Origin of the sequence: Marinomonas foliarum (genome assembly GCF_003337275.1) — a bacterium.
In the GTDB taxonomy this organism is placed as follows: domain Bacteria; phylum Pseudomonadota; class Gammaproteobacteria; order Pseudomonadales; family Marinomonadaceae; genus Marinomonas; species Marinomonas foliarum.
Genome location: NZ_QPJQ01000018.1, coordinates 1 through 19146, shown reverse-complemented (window position 1 = coordinate 19146; position 19146 = coordinate 1). Strand labels below are relative to the sequence as shown.

Below are 19146 nucleotides of genomic sequence, written 5' to 3'. Positions count from 1 at the left end.
TCAGGCCACTTGAGGACAGCAATACGCTTCGCCAAATACCAGTAAATCCAGCATATTAGAGACATTGGTCTTATTTTGAATAAGCTGGAAATACCAGCTCCCATCGGCGACGTTGCCATATAGAATTGCGCCAACCAGTAAGCCACCGTTGACTACCAGTTTGCGGTAATGATTTGCACTAACATCTTTGAAAAGGATGCAGCTGTCTTCTTCTGAGGGTTGAATCTTACCGACTGAAAAAAGGTTCACGCCAGACACCTTCAACTTAGTCGGTGTAGGCTCTACCACAAACGCAGCCTCTTTCCCGACCAATACCTTCATCAAGACGTTAATTTGTGTCCAAATAGGCGCAACTAAACCAAAGGTTTGTCGATCAAATTCACAACATTCTCCCAATGCAAAAACATCTACATGGGAAGTCTGCATTTGCTCATTAACTAAAATAGCTCTATCTGTTTTTAATCCAGCAGACTTGGCTAAAGCGATTTCCGGCGAAATTCCCGCTGCCATTACGACTAGATCGACACTTAACTTCTCACCCTTCTTACAAACCACATGGGACACTCGACCGTCATCCGTTTGCAAAAAGGACTCTGGTGACTCACCAAGACGAAACTCAATACCCATTTGCTCAAGTCTATTAAGCAAAAGCTCAGCTGATTCTTCGTCTAGCTGGCGATTTAACAACCAACTAGAACGATGAAACACCACAACCTTGTGACCACGTTTCACCAAACCCACTGCGGCTTCTAGGCCTAACAAGCCACCACCTATAATACAAACAGATCGACGACCGTCTAATTGGGTCATGACATCCACATCACTCCAAGTACGAAACCCCATAACATTGGGGGCAGACGAGCCATGGATTGGCAACACACTTGCCCTAGAGCCAGTGGCTAGCACTAATTGGTCGTATATAATGCTTTTTCCACTGGCTAATAAGATCGTTTTATTTTTCAAGTCCACCTTAATAGCGGGATCATTGGACACAATATCAACGCCATCTTCTTGCATCTTCTGTGTATCAACTAATGGCATTTCGGTATCAGAAATATCATTCGCCAACAAAGAAGACAGCATGATTCTGTTGTAGCCAACTCTGGATTCCTCACCAATCAAAACTATTTGGTACTCATCGCCATGCGCCTTTTCGAAATCGTGCGCAAGCTTGCTGCCAGCCATCCCTGCACCAACAATGACGAGACGGCGTTTCTCCGACTGAGAAATAAGACTAGGCATTAGCAACCTTGGCGTTAATGGCCGTTTTTTTAGTTTTCACAGCAGGCTGAATAGGTTCAACTTTGCGTTGTTTTTCATATAAGAAGGTCAACACTTGGGTCCGATAATCCACGTACCTTGGGTCATTCGCTAAGGCCAGACGTTCACGAGGACGCTCAAGATCAACATGCAGAATTTCCCCTACTGTTGCTGCTGGGCCATTAGTCATCATCACAATACGATCCGACAGCAACACAGCTTCGTCTACATCGTGAGTGATCATAATCACAGTGTTGTTGAGATCTTTTTGAATCTCCATCAACGAATCTTGAAGGTGTGCCCGAGTCAAAGCATCTAATGCTCCGAAAGGCTCATCCATCAGTAAAACACTAGGCTCCATCGCCAAGGCTCTGGCAATACCAACACGCTGTTTCATACCGCCAGAGATTTCATCTGGGCGTTTGTCCGCTGCGTGCGTCATGTGTACTAACTCTAAGTTATGCATGATCCAGTCATGCATTTCTTTCTTCGATTTAGTTTTGCGAAAAACCTGTTTCACTGCCAATTCGACATTCTGATAAGAGGTTAACCAAGGCAGTAAAGAATGGTTTTGAAAAACCACCGCACGTTCTGGACCCGGCCCTTTTACTTCACGACCATCCAATAAAATGCCGCCTTCTGTTGCGTCATACAAACCAGCAACGATATTAAGGACAGTCGATTTACCACAGCCAGAATGTCCAATAAGAGAAACAAACTCGCCTTTCTGTATTTTCAGGCTGACATTATCAAGGGCTTTAAAAGGCCCTTTTGGTGTAGGAAACTCAATAGAAACATGGCTGATGTCTAAATGTGTTGTCATCGTATTCTCCTATTAGCGCATTCTAAGTTAATCTATTTTCGAGCTATCGCTTCTTAGCGAAGCACCTGTGTCTTATCCCAAGAAGCGAAGCGCTGGAATGCCAACATCACTCGGTCCAACAAATATCCAATAAAGCCAATCATCAGAACCGCCACCATAATTCGACCCAACGAGTTCGAGCTGCCATTTTGGAACTCATCCCAAACAAACTTCCCTAACCCTGGGTTTTGCGCCAACATTTCCGCTGCAATCAACACCATCCAAGCGATACCCAATGACAAACGCAGGCCGGTGAACATCAAAGGGATGGCTGAAGGGATGACGATCTTCATCACATGCGTCACCCAACCAAGGCGCAAGACTTTCGATACGTTAAGCAGGTCCTTCTCGACTGCCGCAACACCCACCGCGGTGTTAATCAGGGTTGGCCACATGCAACATAAGGTGACCGTGAACATAGACGTCAGAAAAGATTTCGAGAACATAGGATCATCGGACACGTAACTCGCACTCACTACCATGGTGACCAAAGGCAACCAAGCTAACGGAGAAACCGGTTTAAATAACTGAATAACTGGGTTGAGTGCACTGTAAACAGAACGATTCAAGCCAATCAAAATCCCTACAGGAATAGCAATAAGGCTGGCCAGACCAAACCCAGCTAGAACGGTGTACAAGCTGGTAAATATTTGATCAAAGAAAGTCGGCTTACCAGTGTAATCCCGGATAATGCCAGCATAACTAGGATCTTTAGCCTGACGCTCTGCAATACGCTCTTCTTGACGGACGTAAAACTTATCCGCCTTAACACGTTCATTCTGGTGTTCTGCAACGAGACTATTCCATTGCTCATACACCACAACGGGACCAGGAAACTCTCCCAAAGAGGTATGAACTCGACTTGCTCCAACTTGCCATAACAAGATAAACACAAGAATGCCAAAGACGGGCAGCAGGATTCCCTTAACAGAAAAAGCGCTGATCTTTTCCTTTAAAGAAGCCATAGTTATGTTTGATATCATCATCTTTTTCTCACTTAATCTTGTTTGGTTTAGACCTGATCATCGCCTTTTAGACCAATCTTAAATCGCTTCAGATAATCGTTTGGGTGCTTACCGTCGTACATGACGCCGTCGATAAAGTCGCTTTGAGGTGGTTTAAAACCGTCTTCTTTATCAAAATCTGGAAACTCATCAGCAGACATAACACCATCCTCAATTAAAGATTGTGCCGCTTGCGCATAAATATCAGGACGATAGACATCTTTGGCGATCTTCATGAACCATTCGTCAGATTTAGGTTCAGCGATCTGCCCCCAACGACGCATTTGAGTGAGATACCAAATAGCATCACTGTAATAGGGGTAAGTGGCGTGATGACGGAAAAAGACGTTGAAATCGGGAATTTCACGCTTGTCGCCTTTTTCATACTCAAATGTGCCAGTCATACTGTTAGCAATAACATCGTAATCGGCACCAACATATTGGCTACGAGAGAGTATTTTTACGGCTTCAGGACGATTAGCGTTGTTGTTTTCATCTAACCATTTCGCTGCGCGAATCATGGCTTTAACAACACGAATATGAGTATTCGGATATTCTTCTGCCCAGTCACTGCTGACACCAAATACTTTCTCAGGGTTATTCTTCCAGATTTCATAATCAGTGATGACTGGCACACCGATTCCTTTAAACACGGCCTGTTGGTTCCAAGGTTCGCCAACGCAATAGCCGGAAATCGTTCCCGCTTCCATGGTGGCTGGCATTTGTGGTGGCGGTGTCACAGACAACAAAGCCTCAGCGTTAATTTGGCCACTGGTATCACCTCGCGCTGGTGCGTAATACCCCGGATGAATGCCACCAGCAGCAAGCCAATAACGCAGCTCATAATTATGAGTGGAAACAGGGAACACCATGCCCATCTTGAATGGCTTACCTTGTGCTTTGTAACCATCAATCACAGGTTTTAATGCACTGGCGCTGATCGGATGAACTGGCTTCCCATCTGCGCCATTTGGAATGTTTTTCTTCATTTCATCCCAAACATCATTGGAAACCGTAATACCGTTACCATTCAAATCCATACTCAAAGCCGTCACTATATGAGCTTTCGTTCCGTACCCAATGGTGGCACCAAGTGGCTGACCTGCTAACATATGAGCACCATCCAACTGGCCATCAATCACTCGGTCTAACAAAACTTTCCAATTTGCTTGTGCTTCCAAAGTGACGTACAAACCTTCGTCTTCGAAATAGCCCTTCTCATAAGCAATCGCTAATGGCGCCATATCCGTTAGTTTTATAAAACCAAATTTGAGCTCTTCTTTTTCGGCGTAATCTAGCTCTGCATAGGCAACGCCAGATAAAAGCGCAGACGCCATCAGTACAGAAAACCCCATTTTAGGAAGGGGAACTAAGGCTTTCAAAAATCTTAGGTTCATTGTCATACTCCGCATCTAAATACATTTAAAAAAGTAGAAAAACAAAAAAAGGCGCATGCAAATCACAATAAAAATGTGTTTGCAGGCGCCTTTGCCATTCAAAGGAAGTCCGACTTTGGACATTCAGTAATGTGGGTGACAATTAACGATCGTTGCCAATTTCACCATTTTTTCAAAATACTTTATCTCTATGTGATTTATAAAGCACGCAATGTGCCAAGTAAAACAAACGACTGATTTATATGATTTTTTGAATTTTATAACCCAGCTTTTTTAATATCGACACATTGAGAACCTTTATTTATGCCCAATTATCTTGCACAGCGCACTAAAACATCACACCATCAGATGCGATTTACGCAAATGTCTCAAACCCCTTTAAGATCCCCTCTGGATGTAAACGGACCTTTCCATGTTCCACCAAAGAAAGCCAAGCAGCTTCTTCAGCCTCTGGCAGCCGCCACTCTACAGTGTTTTTGTCTTCGACCAAGCCAAGCGCGTTATAATAAAGATCTTTACGATAAATCTGCTCAGCTAACTGGTTAAGCTTGGAAACATTATTGCCTAACTGTTGCCAACGATGCATCTGAGCCATGATCCATAGAGCATAACTCGGTAGCGGCTTATTAATGTCGCTACCAGAAAAGCGTTGAAACGCTTCCATTGGCCAATCAAACTGACTCTTTGGCTTAATAGAGCCAAACCCATATACCAACTGCTGTACAGTACAGTTTAAATAATCTGGATGACTCAAGATTCTAAGTAGTTCTGCTTGGTTTTCAGCTTCATCTACCCATAAGCATGCTTTTTCTAAAGCTCGAATAATTGCAAGATGTTGCGCTTGATTCTGTTCGGCCCAAATAGTGTTCACTCCAAACACTTTCTCTGGAGTGCTACCCCATATTTCATACCCAGTAACCAACATATGGCCAACACTTTGCTCAACCGCTAGGCTGTTCCATGGCTCACCAACACAATAACCATCTATGTCGCCGCGCCTTAGATTATCAACCATTTTCACCGGAGGAATGACCACTATCTGAACGTCTTTATCTGGATTGATACCAGCACGGCTAAACCAATCCCGTAACTGATAATTATGAGATGAATAGGGATAGACCATCGCAAAACGCAGTGGCGCGACATTATCACCTCGACTATCTATTAGCCTTTTTAAGGCAATGCCTGTTCGAATATCTAAAGAAGAGTCAGAAAAATGTTGAAGCTGGTCGTACAGGGCATTTCCAATAGTGATGCCGTTACCATTATGACTTACAGTAAAACTGGTTTGCATGGCCGTTTTTATACTGCCTATTCCTAAGCTAGCGGCGATCGGCATAGATGACAGCATGTGCGCACCATCTAACAAATTGAACGCCACTTTATCGCGAATGCTCGCCCAAGATGCTTCTTTCGAAAGCACAGCATTAACACCCTCACTGGTAAAAAAGCCCTTCTCTTGAGCGACAACAAAAGGCGCACAATCGATAAGTGGGATAAAACCGATACGAACAGGCTCGCTATTTTGAATAACATTATTTGGCTGTATCAGGTTCATTTAGAACCTCCCATTAATTCCATCACAGATATGATATTTCGAGCTACATCAGTCATACGCTGACTACGATCCATCGCGAGTTTTCTTAACGCTTTATAAGCAGCAGGCTCATCACATTGCTGATGTTTCATTATCAGTCCTTTTGCTTTATCGATAAGCTTCCGGTCTTCAAGCTGGCTTTTTACGGATTCTAATTCTGACCGTAATGCCTGAAATTCTCGAAACCTTGCAATGGCAACTTGTAGCAAGGCTTTTACACTACCGCTGTTAACACCGTCTACAACATAAGCGCTCACTCCTGCTCGAATAGCCGCTTCGACGTGCCTAGAGTCACCTTCTTCAGCAAACATAACAATTGGACGAGGATTATCTTGAGTAAGGCGAGACATATTTTCCAACATGTCTCGGTCCGGCGATTCAATATCTATAATAACCATATCTGGTTGGAATTCTGCCACTGCTTCCGTCAGGTTTTTAGCATTCTCTAACCGCCTAATGACACGATAGCCACTATCAATCATAGCTTGCTCTACAATAGCGGCTCTTGCAGGCTCATTATCAACCAACATTACGGTCAACTCTTTTTCGGGGGGAGCGGACATGGTGCATTCTCTTTAAAAACGTAAGGTTACGTTTAAAAACTGCAATATATGCGCCATTACGACACACAAAAAGTAGATAAATAAAGAGAGAAAATAGCGGGAAAACACTACAAGAGCGGGAAAATACCCTTAAACTCTGTGCTTGAAGAAATAAAAAAGTTATAAATGAACCAAATTGGCGCAAAAAACATTTAAAAACAGTTCAATGCACCAAGTTTTGTGTTTGTATCAAAAGCGCCAAAGCTAAGCGGTCTTTTGTATTGGTTTTCTTAAATGTTGAAGTAAGGTGTGCTTTCACTGTACGCTCGGTAATTTCTAACTCTAAAGCAATCTGCTTGTTTGAAAGGCCTCTCGAAATACATATAGCCACACTCAACTCCCGATCAGATAAATGCTCTAACGCATTATTAGAGGTTATTTCAGGCCGCGCGGATTGTTGAATTAATTGCTGTATAAAGGCCCTCCCCCCCCAAATTTCACCAGAGTCAATGACAGACAACACCAGTGATAATTGCTCCTTACCAATATAAGGCGCACATTGCCCATTTACGCCTACTGAAAATAATCTCAGCGCCGCACTTTGGCTAAGTTGGTTAGGGAAAACCACTTTTTTTTGATTGGGAAATTTTGAACAAAATTTTGCAACATCTTCGACATCTTTGGAAAAAGATTCATTTCCTAAATACATAAAGCAATACTCGTATTCAGAGGGTGTTGCAGTTAACGCTTGACTCATCTCTTCTAGTGTCTCAACTCGAAATAATGAAATTCCGACTGTGACTACTTGACTCCAATGCATCCATACTGCGTCATCTGTATTCCAACACAAAATTTTCAAAATAAATCTCATCCTATCGAGTACGATCTTGCTATTCTAACCAGCTAACAATGACAGTCTGTTAACATTTGTTACCGAATATAACGCTTGCTGTTATTTTTGTAATTAGCGCTCACGAAGTGCGTTCTGTTTAGCTTTTAGAATTGGTTTCAACAAATAATCAAGTAGTGTTTTCTTACCCGTAATAATATCCACCGTCGCTTGCATACCAGGAATAATTGGCAGTTGAGCCTGCTGAGTACCTAGATAGCTCTTGTCTGTTCTCACCCTAACCAGATAAAAACTGTTGCCCTCTTCATCCAAAATTGTATCGGCACTGATATTCTCAACAACTCCAGGCAAGCCACCAAAAATAGCAAAATCATAGGCTGAAAGCTTAACAATCGCATTTAGATCAGGCTGGATAAAACCAATGTTTTCAGGTCGCACTTTGGCTTCAATTAATAGCGAATCTTCTATAGGGACGATTTCGAGCAAACTCATCCCAGGCTTTACAACACCGCCTACCGTATTAATTTGAATTTGTTTTACTATGCCTTTTACTGGTGACCTAACTTGCGTTCTAGACACTTTGTCTGCAAGTGATACGTTACTTTCACGCAACTGGTCCAACTTACTTCTTACGCCCGTTAGATCTTCTTGTGCATCCGCTCGGAATTTCGCTTCAGCTTCATCTAATTTACTTTGTGCTTCTTTTAAGGCTGAACCTGCTCTTGGAATGGCTAATTGCGTAGCTTCTAAATCACCTTGTAACTGATTCACTTGTCGCTCAAGTTGCAGTAACTCAACTCTAGACACAGCCCCTTGCTCAAAAGCAGGACGAGTTAAAGCCAGCTCTTCTTTGGAAAAAGCATAACTTTGCTTCAAGTTTCCCAGTTTCGCCTGTAATTCAACAATTTCTTGTCTGCGTTGCTCAATCTGTTGCTGAAAACTAGACTGATTAGTACGGAGCGATTCAAGGCGGTTATTGTATAAATCAAGCTCTCGATTAACCACTTGTGGGTTTTCTTTCATGATGTCAGGATCAAATTCAGGCTTAACGCCGTAAGACTCTGCTTGAAGGCGAGTTGCACGCACTCGTAAATTAACCGATTCAGCTTGTTGCTCTCTCAGTGAAGATAGCGCCTCGGTGTTTTCAATTGTCATTAAGACCTGACCGTTGTCGACAACCTGCCCTACTTTGACATTAATTTCTTTTAAAATACCGCCTTCAAGGTTTTGGATCTGTTGAACCTGACTAGAGGGGATCACTCTTCCCTCACCAACGGTAACTTCATCCAACGCGGTATAGTTTGCCCACACTAATGCGACAGTTATAAATATAAATATTACCCATAAAATAATGCGACCTCCACGAGGGGTCCTCAGCATCAAAGCGGCATTTCGGTTAGTTAAATACTCTAAATCATTCTGAGATATTGGTGTTTTTTTACTCATTATTAACTGACCTTTAATTTACCTTGGCGAAGCGCTTCATGCACCTGAGCTTTTGGACCATCAGCAATCAAGCGACCATTATCCATAACAATAATTCGATCAACCATATCTAGCATAGAGGCCTTATGTGTAATCAATATAAGCGTTTTATCTTTTAACCCTTCCATTAGTCTTCGCTTCATTCGAGACTCTGTCGTGTTGTCCATCGAAGCAGTTGGCTCGTCCAAAATAAGGATTGGTGGATCAAAAAGCAACGCACGTGCTATTGCAATACTTTGGCGTTGACCACCAGATAGCAAAGCTCCTCGCTCACCAACATTACTGTCTAGGCCACTTGGTTTACGATTAGCAAACTCAGATACGCCAGACAAATCAGCGGCTCGAATAACGGCGTCGTCCTCCATATATGGCACCCCCATGACAATATTGTCCTTGATCGAGCCGTAAAACAAATTAACGTCTTGAGATACAGCACCAACATTACGGCGTAAGTCAGTAGGATTCACCTGTCGAAGGTCCACACCGTCTATTCTTATTGCTCCACTATTTGGCGTATAAAGGCCCGTCATCAACTTACCAAGAGTCGACTTACCTGACCCAATACGCCCAATAATGGCGACCTTTTCTCCTTGTCTAATATTAATATTAATTTCACTTACCGCTGCCTGTTCTTGATCAGGGTAGCCAAAATTAACGGCCTCAAACTGAAATTCACCTTTAAAAATCGGGCGATGCACAAACTTAACATCTTCAGGGTTTTCAACGGGAGAGGCCATGATTTCATTCAATGAAGTAAATGCTGACTTAGCTTGATTATATCGAGTCGCTAAACTAGCTACTTGCGCCATGGGACCAAGTGCCCTTCCGGTCAACATTACAGAGGCTACTAAAGCCCCCATGCTCATATTCCCCTCAGCTATCTGATAAACACCAACAATAACAATAATAACGGTTGTTAACTGCTGTGCGACCATGGCAAAAGAAGAAGAGGACTGTGATAATTGACGAGTTTTCACACCCCAATCAGCAATATTACCAACAGCGCTCTCCCATTGCTTTTGCATTACACCTTCTGCGTTATTAAGCTTTACGCTCTCGGCGTTATAAAGACTTTCGATCAATACCGCATTTTTCTGCGATGCTGTTTTTTGACTTTCTTCAATCGAGCGACGCAGAGGAACTTGGATAATCACGCTATACAGCACAATCAAGGCAATGGTCACAATGGGGATATAGCCAACAGGACCGCCAATCAGCCATATCACACCAATAATAAGAAACATAAAGGGAATATCAACCAAGGTAGTGATTGATGCTGATGTAATGAAATCTCGAATACTCTCAAATTCTTGGAGGTTTTTTGCAAACGCCCCTACCGATTTAGGGCGAGACGCCATTGTGATGTTATTAACCTTGGAAAAAATAGAAGCTGAAATCAATATGTCTGATTTTTTCCCAGCAATATCGATAAAATAAGCGCGCAACATACGCAATAAGAAATCAAATAAATAGACAACCGCTGCACCAATAGCTAAGACCCAAAGTGTATCGAATGCGTTGTTAGGTACAACACGATCGTATACGTTCATCACGAAAAGAGGACTGGCGACAGCAAAGATATTAATCAACAAGGAGGCGATAAAAACGTCTCGATAAATGCGCCACGAGCCAGTTACAGTCCCCCAGAACCAATGACCTTTTTTGTTTTCCTCGTCATCCCTTTTCTCTGAACGCTTATCAAATTGATACAAAGGACGTACAAAAAAGCAGTAACCAGAAAAAGACTCAGCAAGCTGTTCAATTGGTAAGGTTACTTCCCCTTCACCTGACTCAGGTCGAAATATTTTAGCGGTGCCTGCCTCTTTATCCAATTCCAATAGAACGCAAGCTTGCTTGTCCTTCAATAAAAGGACAACAGGAAGCACCATTTCAGGAATTTTTAGTAGTGGGCGTTTAACAAAACGAGAGCTCAGACCAATCCGCTGCGCCGCACGTTGAAAAAGCTCTGGCGTCATTGCGTTTTCAGTTATTGGGAGTCCAGCAGCAATACCGTCAGCGGTATAAGGGTTATAAAAATACTTACTAAGAAGAACCAAGCAGTCTAATAACGGATTCGGGTATTCTAACGAAGCACTTTTAACGCGCCATTGGTCCGCAGTTTCTTCAGGAGTAGCTTGATTCGTTGCTTCTGTCACCCCTTCATCACCATCATTAATGATTGCATTTTCCTCATAAGAATCAGGTGGCGAAGAGTCCTGCTCTGAACGACCAGTGTCAGACATACTCTATATTCTCCTTTAAAAACCGAAACATGGCTTGAAAACCAATAATAAAATGATCAGAACTATGGTCTAGAATAGTGTTTATTAAGTAATATGGGAAGAGAACAAACCGCCTTGCCATAAATTGAGATATTAGAAGGAAATAAATATGCTATACGCAAAACTCAATGCAGATGGAGTGATTGTAGATGTTGCCACATCACAGTCAGATGATTACAAACTATTAGTCGCCCCTAATGATCCAACTGTAGCCAGCATACTAGAAAAAAAGTTCACATCAGCAAGTACCAGTACCCAAGAAATACTCTCTAGCTCTGATGGAGAGATGATGCGAATTTTAGAAGATTTAGTTGACCTTCTTACCGAAAAGCGCCTAATACAATTTACCGAGCTACCCTTAGCCGCACAGAAAAAATTACTTGGTAGGAAATGGGTCCGTGGTGTTCATAGCGGACATGATGAAGGTTTAATGGCAGACAATGAACACATTGGCGGAAGAGAAGATGACTCGCTAATCTAACTGGCAACCTTCAACTAGGCCACAACACAAACAAGCTATTTTACATATCTTGAGAGCGCCCAATATAGAAGCCTTGAGCACCAACCACATCAAATCGCTTCAATGCCATTAGCTGTCTTTCACTCTCTACACCAGTAGCTATCACTTCAATATTTAAACTATTGAACATCTTACACAGGGTATGCATAAAGAAAGACTCAGACTCCTTGCCCGCCGCCATACGTGTATAAGAAGAATCCACTTTCACGTAATCGGGCATTAACGTTTGTAGATATTGGAAAGCGGAAAATTGCTTGCCTACATTATCAATACCGAACGATACATGATGTTTTTTTAGTATTTGAGCCAACACATTGGCTTGAGATTCCTCTAGCAACACACTCTGCTCAGATATTTCAAACATCAACTTATTCTTCACATCAGCACTCAGTAAGCCTAGCGTTCGATCTAGCCAATCAATAAATGATGCTTTAGAGAACGATGACATTGATAGATTCACAGTTAGAGGCACAGTTAAGTTTCTTGATTGAATGTAGTGAATAACTTGTGAAACAATAACTGTGTCTATTTTTTCACCTAGATCAAATTGCTCAGCTAAACCAATGAAATAACCTGCATGGTATTCCTTACCAGCATGCTCCAGCCCCATAAACACTTCTTCATGAGAAGTAGTTAAAACATCGTCTGATGAAGAATCCAACATCACCACTTTTTGCTTTTGCAGCTTAAATGATTCGCGTTTAATGGTTAATTCTAAAACGTCTTTCCAATCTGCCCTACTCAATGACAATCTCTGACCAATATTGGAATCCAACACCTTAGTCATGTTTGCACCAGCTCGCTTCGCTTCGCGTAGGGCACTGTCCGCTTGCGACATAGCTCCTGCACGATCTACTTGCCCATCAACAGAGATAGCACCAATATTTGCGACATAGCTTGAATAACTAATACTAGCGACATTTAATTCCAGCAAGTCCGTCATAATATCTTCGACAATTTGCTTTAGCTGGCTATGGTCAATATTAGGGATTAACAAAACAAAATCTGCACCAGACAAACGGGCAAGCGTACTAAATGACGAAATTGTCGCCACTTTTTTAGAAAGCACATCCGCTGCTGATTGAATAAACATATCCGCAGATTCATAGCCTCTCTCGTTATTCAATTTTGCCAAGTCGGCCAAACTCACAAATATCAGTCCATCGACTCCACGCTCTCTTCCAACAAAGTGAGATTTAATCTGACTTTCAAAGAAGTTACGGTTTCCCAGTCCACTTACCGGATCTTTAAACGCTTTCGCTTGCAGCCATTGAGCCGTTTCCACCTCAGAGGCAAATTCTTTCTCTAATTTTTCTGCCATACGGTTCATTGATAAAACAACTGATTTTAGTTCGCGAGTTTTGGGGACATTCGTCATTTTCAAAAAACGACGTTGCTGTATCGCTTCAGCTTGCTTTTCAAGCTCAACCAAAGGGCGGAACAAGTAACGCAAAGCAAAACTACCAACAATTAACGTTATTGCCCCAATGACAAAAAATGAGATTAGTAAATCTCGAGATGCCAACCAAAGCTGATGATAGCCATAACCTGCACTGCCCGTAATGTATACCTGCCCAAGCTCATTCCAACCGTTTGAAATAACGGCTTTAGCAACCGGCACTTTAAAATCAATCAGTTGAATAAACCAACTTGGAACACCATCAATTTTTGTTTCATTCGAGCGGACGATGTCTTGCTCTGTAGCATAAACATGGATACGCACTTCAGAAAAATAACCGCTATCAAATACTGCGTTGATACTACTTCCAACAGATGCATAATCTTCCAAGGCCATAAAGTCTGAGACTGACATACTCAGAGAGGTAGCCGAATCTTGCGTGGTCGATGTCAGCTGTCCGATCAAATAGCCTTTCGTGGTGTTAAAATTGATACCCATTACGACAGCAAGCATCAACGAAAAAATGACGATTATTGTTATCATTAATTGACGGAACAGGGTCATCCACGTTCTCCTAATTTGTCATCGTATTAAAACGATTATTTAATTCTGTCCACAAGCTCAACCTAGATGAGCCTCCGACCAATACACCGCGTCCTTTTTCTTTCGATAGCCACATGTTCTCTGCATTAAATGAATAAATAGGCAAGAGGTCATTGCGCTTTGTCGCGGGTTTTAATTCTTTATCTAGATTATCAAGCAAGACTGGAACAGATGTTGGCTTATGATAATACGCCAATACCATATGATGTTGGTTTAGCTTCAATGCTTTTACATACACAAGTCGTAGTTTATCATCAGGCACACCAAGCTCTCTTAAGGTGAAATATTTAGCAATAGTAAAATCTTCGCAGTCCCCTGCTTGCATCCCTAAAAACTCAATTGGCGTAGCCCAATAGTCTTCCTTGCCCCATAGAGTCATATCATCAACAAAATCCATTTGATTAAAAAAATTATTCACCACAGCTAGCTGTTCTACTATGGGTAATGATTGAGACTCATCTATCAACTTGCGCCATGCTAGTATGCGTTTTTCTGCATCTGCACCATAAACAGTCGCAGCTTGCTTAGCCAGCTTACGATATTTATCCGATACGTCAGCGTATAGCCACAAATGCGGCACAAAACACACGATCAGGAGCACACACAAACATCTTCTGCCGTGCCCCGAAAGTAAAAAAAACGATTGGAATCGTTTTTTCAATGGTAAATTACTTCTCAGACTTTGACTTTGCATTAAATGCAGCTAGCTGCTCTGCAGTCGCTTCTGGCTGATACCTAGCTTTCCAAGTATCATATGGTTCGCCATAGACGAATTCGCGAGCTTCATCATAGTTAACATCGACTCCTTGCTGTTCTGCTTCAGCCATATACCATTTACTCAGACAGTTGCGACAGAATCCTGCCAAGTTCATTAAATCAATATTTTGCACAGATTTATTGTCATCAAGGTGCTTCAAAAGACGACGCAATACCGCTGCTTCAATTTCAGTTTGTTTGCTCATAATAATTTCAAATCTCTTTTTTCTAATAACGGAATAACCACTAATCAAGGTGCCGGTGACTCAAAGGCTGCCTGCGCCACTGCCATTCTTGAGCGGCCACCATAAACTCTCTTAGTGGTTGCATATTTTCACCAGTGACTTGCTCTATCGCATAAGCACAGGCTTCAAGAGTCGATAACGATTCTGCACTGGGTGATTTGCGAATACTGTACTGCCCTTCTGGCGGCTGCGAAAAACAGACAGCACCAAAAGCATGCAATAAGGGCTCTGTAAAATATAGCCTCTTCGCTTTACGCCAAGTGGCATCAAGTAAAATCAAACCCTCAATTTCAGAAGCCGTGTCAGCGCTTATAGATTCAATAGACTCAGCAGAATCCGATGGAAACACTAAACGCCATTTGGCCGGATCTATTTGCCTAAAGACCTGAATCATCGCATCATGATTGGCTGTCGAAATACATTCCACTGACGGCAGGCCTAAATACAAAAATGACACAGTGTTCTTAGCATGTTGCGCTTCTTTAGGGTCTTGTAGTACCAAGATTTTTAATCGTGTAGAAAGCGCTGGTATCCACTGACAAATACACTGATCAGCTAAAAAACCACACGTATCGCAGCGTGCTCTTTTTCCACTTTGCATTGACTGATCTCTAATTACTAGTATTTAAGCTAGCTTAGCGAGATACGCTTTTACAACGCTATCCCAGCCCATATTTAACGCTTCCACAGTTAACGCATGGCCAATTGACACTTCCATGATTCGACCTTGTTCACATAAGGCCTGAACATTGTTCAAATCCAAGTCATGTCCAGCATTCACTTCTAAACCTGCATCCAATGCGGCTTGGGCAGCTTGCTGATATTCTTCAAGCACAGCATCAAAGCCCTCTTTACCATAAGCATTCGCGTACGCTTCTGTATAAAGTTCAACACGATCAGCTCCCACTTCTTTTGCTAAGGCCATACTTTCAGCATCAGGATCCATAAATAATACCACTCGAATTCCCTTTGCCTTAAGTTTTGCAATAACTGAGCGTAAGGCGTCTTGATCACGAGCTATATTCCACCCGTGGTCTGAAGTCAGCTGGTTTGGATCATCAGGCACCAAGGTACATTGATCCGGCTCTACTTCTAACACCACATCTAAAAACTGTGCATCTGGAAAGCCCTCAACATTCAGCTCTGTGCCAGGAAAGCGCTTTAATAACGCCTTTAAATCGTGCGCATCTTGATACGTAGCATGTCGCTGATCAGGTCTTGGATGAATAGTAATACCAAACGCACCCAGCTCAAGTGTGCGTTCAGCCATATCAATTAAATTTGGGTAATCTCTTCCACGAGAATTTCGAAGTAAACCAATTTTATTCAAATTAACGCTTAAGTGTGTCATTCAACTTCTCTCGATAGGTCATTTATTGGCATTATAGGACAAACACATAGCGTCAATCACTAAAATACCAAACAAGATATTGGTTAACTCCATTATATCAAGCAAGGCTTATGATAAACTGGCCGCTACAAAACAGGAGTCCAATATGAAATACGAACTCTTCCAATCCATTTATGATCGGGCAGCTCTTCGCCATGGAGGAAAAAACCTTCTAGACGCGATGCTCTCTGTGCCACTGAGCACAGCACAATTAAGCCAACACAGTGATGACCGGTGGCTTGCAGCCTTCTCTCAGAAAATCTTTCAATCTGGCATCAATTGGCAAGTGGTTCGCAATAAATGGCCTGGGTTCGAAACCGTATTTTTCGGCTTTGACATTGAAAAGATGCTGCTAATCCATGACGAAATGTGGGAAGAAAAAGCCAAAGACGTTCGCATCATTCGCAACTTTGGCAAGGTTATGACGATTCGCGAAAATGCCCTTATGATTAGCGAATGTCAGGCTAGCCACGGCTCTTTTTCGAGCTTTGTTGCTCAATGGCCAAATGACGACATTATTGGCCTGTGGGCCTACTTAAAAAAACATGGTGCTCGTCTTGGTGGTAATACAGGCCCTTACACGTTAAGAGCAATGGGCAAAGATACTTTTATGTTAACGAGGGATGTTGAGGGTTACTTGCGCCAACATGAGATAATCACCACCGGCAGAGACACCCAATCTGCATGGAAAGCAGCACAAGCTGCGTTTAATCACTGGCATAAAGAAAGTAGTCGTTCTTATACCGAAATAAGCCAATGCATTGCGCTAAGCGTTAATTAAACACTTTATATACTCAGTAATTTATTATTTGTTAGGAGAATACATGGCCGATCTACGTATCGACATTATTTCAGATGTTGTTTGCCCTTGGTGTTACTTAGGCTACTCGCGTCTTAAACAAGCTATTGAACAGCTAGGAGACGATTACCGCATAGACATTCGTTGGCAGCCTTTTGAACTGCATCCAGACATGCCTTTAGAAGGTGCAGACCGTGAAACTTATTTAGGCGAGCGATTCGGTAGTCAAGAAAAATTAAACGAAGCCACTCACGCTATCCAGCAAGTGGGTATCGAAGCAAGTATTCAATTTAATTTCTCAGAAAAAGACCGCATCCCCAATACCAAGCTTGCTCATCAATTTGTGCTTGCTGCTACAAAATCTGGGCTAGCTACACCTTTTGTGTTGGCGGTATTCCATGCTTATTTCACTGACGGAAAAGACATAGGATCAAAAAGTATTCTTGAAGAAGTAGCCGTTAGCATTGGCATGCAAAAAGTCGATATAGAATATGCACTCAGCACACAAGCGAAAGCTCTTACTGAGAAGAAGTTACAACACCTACGCAGTTTGGATATCCAGTCTGTGCCTACGTATGTCATCAATGATAAATACATGGTTCATGGCGCCCATGACCCAGAAGCCTTTCTGAAAGTTTTGACGGATATTGCAGAAAAAGAACAGTAAGAAACTCTGTAATTTCATTATGCTACTGATAAGACCTAAGCCGTTCAGCGGTCTTATCAGTAGGCTTATCAATACACTCGACAAAAAAACTATCAAATATTTAAAATAGATTAATATTTATCTATTGATAATCATTAACATTAAAAATAGAATCGCATGATCAGAATATTAGTGAGAGTGATTTTCATTTATGTACGTTTGTATTTGTAACAGAGTATCAGACAAAGAGATCAAAGCGTCCATTCAAGATGGGGCAACAACCATGCGTGAACTCTACAAAGAACACAGTATTGGTAGCCAGTGCGGAAAATGCTGCCAGTGCGCAAAAAAGCTACTGAACAGTGAGCTAATCAAGATTGCCGACACCCAAGTTCAAGTAGCTTAATGGCAAAATAATGAATTACATTTGCGACTGTAAGTAGTTTTCAATACCAGAACTAGCAATCAAATGCTGTTGCGTTTCAAGCCAATCGATCTGCTCTTCTTGCTCTTCTAATATTTTTTCCAATGCATCACGACTCATAAAGTCTTTTTTCTGCTCACATAAGTCGATAGCCGTCTTAAGAGCTGGCAAAGTATCTAACTCAAACTCCAAGTTAGCCGAAATCATCTCTTCGCTGTTTTCACCAATCCTCAGGCGACCAAGATCTTGCAAATTAGGCAAACCTTCCAGAAACAACACTCGTTCGATCAAACGATCAGCATTTTTCATTTTTTGGATAGAGGTTTTATAATCGGCTTTATCCAGCGCACTAAATCCAAAGTCTTTAAACATGCGAGCATGAAGAAAATACTGGTTAATACCAACCAACTCATTCGCCAAGACTTTGTTCAGATTGGCAACTACGTCACGATCCCCTTTCATAGCACCTCTCCTTAGTTACCCATTTGTGACTGGTAATAATTCTGCATACCAATTTTTTCCATTAGGCCAAGCTGTTTTTCCAACCAATAAACATGGTCTTCTTCCGTATCAAACAACAACTTCTCTAATGTCTCACGTGTTTGATAATCCCCTTCTGCTTCACACACAGCAATGGCCTCTCTCACACAACTAACCACTTCAAGTTCAAGCGTCAGGTCATTGCTCATCATCGAATGAACATCTGAGCCAATCAATAAATCACGACGCTTCGTCATGCACGGTACACCTTCCAAGAACAAGATGCGCTTGATAAGCCAATCAGAATGCTGAGTTTCCTCTTCCATCTCGTGATTAAGGCGCTCATAAAGTTTATCTAAGCCCCAATCTTCATACATGCGAGAGTGAATAAAATATTGGTCAATCGCGGCTAATTCGTTCGCTAACAAGGTATTCAAACTATCAATTACTTTTTTGCTGCCTTTCATATTCTTTTCCTCTTATCGCAAGCAAGTCCATTTTCGTAATAAGCCCCCTGTGTCAGGATAGTTGTCGCCTCATTTGTTATTATAAATAGACAGGGGACGGTAAGTGAAAACCAGTGGATTACCAAAGACATTCAAGTG

The 19146-nt window shown here is 42.1% G+C and carries 20 protein-coding genes; 4 read left to right on the top strand and 16 right to left on the bottom strand.

All coding sequences use genetic code 11. The features are described from left to right. The 9 genes from DFP77_RS10660 to DFP77_RS10620 form a co-directional block, all read right to left on the bottom strand. A complete protein-coding gene (locus DFP77_RS10660; protein ID WP_114412274.1) occupies positions 1-1242 on the bottom strand; it encodes an NAD(P)/FAD-dependent oxidoreductase in 1242 nt (413 codons plus the stop codon). Beyond that, positions 1235-2083 (bottom strand): ABC transporter ATP-binding protein, encoded by an 849-nt coding sequence (locus tag DFP77_RS10655; protein WP_114412273.1) that lies wholly within the window; start codon positions 2081-2083, stop codon positions 1235-1237. The genes DFP77_RS10660 and DFP77_RS10655 overlap by 8 nt, the downstream gene beginning before the upstream one ends. Before the next feature lie 53 nt (positions 2084-2136). Continuing rightward, positions 2137-3108 (bottom strand): ABC transporter permease, encoded by a 972-nt coding sequence (locus DFP77_RS10650; RefSeq protein WP_114412272.1) that lies wholly within the window; start codon positions 3106-3108, stop codon positions 2137-2139. A 26-nt stretch (positions 3109-3134) separates the two neighbouring features. Beyond that, positions 3135-4463: a CmpA/NrtA family ABC transporter substrate-binding protein gene (locus DFP77_RS10645; RefSeq protein ID WP_258861132.1), complete on the bottom strand. Its 1329-nt coding sequence runs from the start codon at positions 4461-4463 to the stop codon at positions 3135-3137. Between the two features lie 415 nt (positions 4464-4878). Next, positions 4879-6081, bottom strand: a complete 1203-nt coding sequence (locus DFP77_RS10640; RefSeq protein ID WP_114412270.1) for a CmpA/NrtA family ABC transporter substrate-binding protein — start codon at positions 6079-6081, stop codon at positions 4879-4881. Then, on the bottom strand, positions 6078-6683 hold the full coding sequence (locus DFP77_RS10635) for an ANTAR domain-containing response regulator (protein ID WP_114412269.1): 606 nt from the start codon (positions 6681-6683) through the stop codon (positions 6078-6080). The genes DFP77_RS10640 and DFP77_RS10635 overlap by 4 nt, the downstream gene beginning before the upstream one ends. 202 nt (positions 6684-6885) lie before the next feature. Further along, the gene (locus tag DFP77_RS10630) at positions 6886-7521 is read right to left on the bottom strand and encodes a response regulator transcription factor (protein WP_114412268.1); all 636 of its coding nucleotides are present in this window, start codon (positions 7519-7521) and stop codon (positions 6886-6888) included. A gap of 105 nt (positions 7522-7626) precedes the next feature. After that, the gene (locus tag DFP77_RS10625; RefSeq protein WP_114412267.1) at positions 7627-8958 is read right to left on the bottom strand and encodes an HlyD family type I secretion periplasmic adaptor subunit; all 1332 of its coding nucleotides are present in this window, start codon (positions 8956-8958) and stop codon (positions 7627-7629) included. A gap of 2 nt (positions 8959-8960) precedes the next feature. After that, positions 8961-11240: a type I secretion system permease/ATPase gene (locus tag DFP77_RS10620; RefSeq protein WP_114412266.1), complete on the bottom strand. Its 2280-nt coding sequence runs from the start codon at positions 11238-11240 to the stop codon at positions 8961-8963. A gap of 148 nt (positions 11241-11388) precedes the next feature. On the opposite strand from DFP77_RS10620, the gene DFP77_RS10615 reads away from it, so the two are divergent. After that, entirely contained in the window at positions 11389-11760 is a 372-nt protein-coding gene (locus tag DFP77_RS10615) for a hypothetical protein (RefSeq protein WP_114412265.1), read from the top strand. A gap of 40 nt (positions 11761-11800) precedes the next feature. Here DFP77_RS10615 and DFP77_RS10610 read toward each other — a convergent pair whose 3' ends face one another. From DFP77_RS10610 to DFP77_RS10590, 5 genes are all read right to left on the bottom strand, one after another. Further along, positions 11801-13762 (bottom strand): EAL domain-containing protein, encoded by a 1962-nt coding sequence (locus DFP77_RS10610; RefSeq protein WP_114412264.1) that lies wholly within the window; start codon positions 13760-13762, stop codon positions 11801-11803. A 10-nt stretch (positions 13763-13772) separates the two neighbouring features. Next, positions 13773-14402 (bottom strand): transglutaminase-like cysteine peptidase, encoded by a 630-nt coding sequence (locus tag DFP77_RS10605; protein WP_239544015.1) that lies wholly within the window; start codon positions 14400-14402, stop codon positions 13773-13775. Positions 14403-14469: 67 nt separating this feature from the next. After that, entirely contained in the window at positions 14470-14763 is a 294-nt protein-coding gene (locus tag DFP77_RS10600; RefSeq protein ID WP_205114211.1) for a DUF1244 domain-containing protein, read from the bottom strand. A gap of 40 nt (positions 14764-14803) precedes the next feature. After that, positions 14804-15403 (bottom strand): tRNA-uridine aminocarboxypropyltransferase, encoded by a 600-nt coding sequence (locus DFP77_RS10595; RefSeq protein WP_114412263.1) that lies wholly within the window; start codon positions 15401-15403, stop codon positions 14804-14806. 24 nt (positions 15404-15427) lie between these two features. Continuing rightward, on the bottom strand, positions 15428-16153 hold the full coding sequence (locus DFP77_RS10590) for a pyridoxine 5'-phosphate synthase (RefSeq protein ID WP_114412262.1): 726 nt from the start codon (positions 16151-16153) through the stop codon (positions 15428-15430). A gap of 145 nt (positions 16154-16298) precedes the next feature. Between DFP77_RS10590 and DFP77_RS10585 the strand changes: the two genes are divergently transcribed. From DFP77_RS10585 to DFP77_RS10575, 3 genes are all read left to right on the top strand, one after another. Next, positions 16299-16973: a DNA-3-methyladenine glycosylase I gene (locus DFP77_RS10585; protein ID WP_114412261.1), complete on the top strand. Its 675-nt coding sequence runs from the start codon at positions 16299-16301 to the stop codon at positions 16971-16973. A 43-nt stretch (positions 16974-17016) separates the two neighbouring features. Then, positions 17017-17658, top strand: a complete 642-nt coding sequence (locus DFP77_RS10580) for a DsbA family oxidoreductase (protein WP_114412260.1) — start codon at positions 17017-17019, stop codon at positions 17656-17658. Positions 17659-17848: 190 nt separating this feature from the next. After that, positions 17849-18043 (top strand): (2Fe-2S)-binding protein, encoded by a 195-nt coding sequence (locus DFP77_RS10575; protein ID WP_114412259.1) that lies wholly within the window; start codon positions 17849-17851, stop codon positions 18041-18043. A gap of 15 nt (positions 18044-18058) precedes the next feature. Here DFP77_RS10575 and bfr (DFP77_RS10570) read toward each other — a convergent pair whose 3' ends face one another. Both bfr (DFP77_RS10570) and bfr (DFP77_RS10565) read right to left on the bottom strand, forming a co-directional pair. Continuing rightward, complete coding sequence (gene bfr / locus DFP77_RS10570; protein WP_114412258.1) at positions 18059-18523, bottom strand: bacterioferritin; 465 nt, start codon at positions 18521-18523, stop codon at positions 18059-18061. 11 nt (positions 18524-18534) lie between these two features. Beyond that, positions 18535-19008, bottom strand: a complete 474-nt coding sequence (gene bfr / locus DFP77_RS10565) for a bacterioferritin (protein WP_114412257.1) — start codon at positions 19006-19008, stop codon at positions 18535-18537. Positions 19009-19146: the final 138 nt, after the last annotated feature.

What these genes read in the sequence shown, in the direction of transcription:
- DFP77_RS10660 (WP_114412274.1), bottom strand. Translation starts at nt 1,242, where the DNA reads ATGCCTAGTCTTATTTCTCAGTCGGAGAAACGCCGTCTCGTCATTGTT.
- DFP77_RS10655 (WP_114412273.1), bottom strand. Translation starts at nt 2,083, where the DNA reads ATGACAACACATTTAGACATCAGCCATGTTTCTATTGAGTTTCCTACA.
- DFP77_RS10650 (WP_114412272.1), bottom strand. Translation starts at nt 3,108, where the DNA reads ATGATGATATCAAACATAACTATGGCTTCTTTAAAGGAAAAGATCAGC.
- DFP77_RS10645 (WP_258861132.1), bottom strand. Translation starts at nt 4,463, where the DNA reads ATGGCGTCTGCGCTTTTATCTGGCGTTGCCTATGCAGAGCTAGATTAC.
- DFP77_RS10640 (WP_114412270.1), bottom strand. Translation starts at nt 6,081, where the DNA reads ATGAACCTGATACAGCCAAATAATGTTATTCAAAATAGCGAGCCTGTT.
- DFP77_RS10635 (WP_114412269.1), bottom strand. Translation starts at nt 6,683, where the DNA reads ATGTCCGCTCCCCCCGAAAAAGAGTTGACCGTAATGTTGGTTGATAAT.
- DFP77_RS10625 (WP_114412267.1), bottom strand. Translation starts at nt 8,958, where the DNA reads ATGAGTAAAAAAACACCAATATCTCAGAATGATTTAGAGTATTTAACT.
- DFP77_RS10620 (WP_114412266.1), bottom strand. Translation starts at nt 11,240, where the DNA reads ATGTCTGACACTGGTCGTTCAGAGCAGGACTCTTCGCCACCTGATTCT.
- DFP77_RS10615 (WP_114412265.1), top strand. Translation starts at nt 11,389, where the DNA reads ATGCTATACGCAAAACTCAATGCAGATGGAGTGATTGTAGATGTTGCC.
- DFP77_RS10610 (WP_114412264.1), bottom strand. Translation starts at nt 13,762, where the DNA reads ATGACCCTGTTCCGTCAATTAATGATAACAATAATCGTCATTTTTTCG.
- DFP77_RS10600 (WP_205114211.1), bottom strand. Translation starts at nt 14,763, where the DNA reads ATGAGCAAACAAACTGAAATTGAAGCAGCGGTATTGCGTCGTCTTTTG.
- DFP77_RS10595 (WP_114412263.1), bottom strand. Translation starts at nt 15,403, where the DNA reads ATGCAAAGTGGAAAAAGAGCACGCTGCGATACGTGTGGTTTTTTAGCT.
- DFP77_RS10590 (WP_114412262.1), bottom strand. Translation starts at nt 16,153, where the DNA reads ATGACACACTTAAGCGTTAATTTGAATAAAATTGGTTTACTTCGAAAT.
- DFP77_RS10585 (WP_114412261.1), top strand. Translation starts at nt 16,299, where the DNA reads ATGAAATACGAACTCTTCCAATCCATTTATGATCGGGCAGCTCTTCGC.
- DFP77_RS10580 (WP_114412260.1), top strand. Translation starts at nt 17,017, where the DNA reads ATGGCCGATCTACGTATCGACATTATTTCAGATGTTGTTTGCCCTTGG.
- DFP77_RS10575 (WP_114412259.1), top strand. Translation starts at nt 17,849, where the DNA reads ATGTACGTTTGTATTTGTAACAGAGTATCAGACAAAGAGATCAAAGCG.
- bfr (WP_114412258.1), bottom strand. Translation starts at nt 18,523, where the DNA reads ATGAAAGGGGATCGTGACGTAGTTGCCAATCTGAACAAAGTCTTGGCG.
- bfr (WP_114412257.1), bottom strand. Translation starts at nt 19,008, where the DNA reads ATGAAAGGCAGCAAAAAAGTAATTGATAGTTTGAATACCTTGTTAGCG.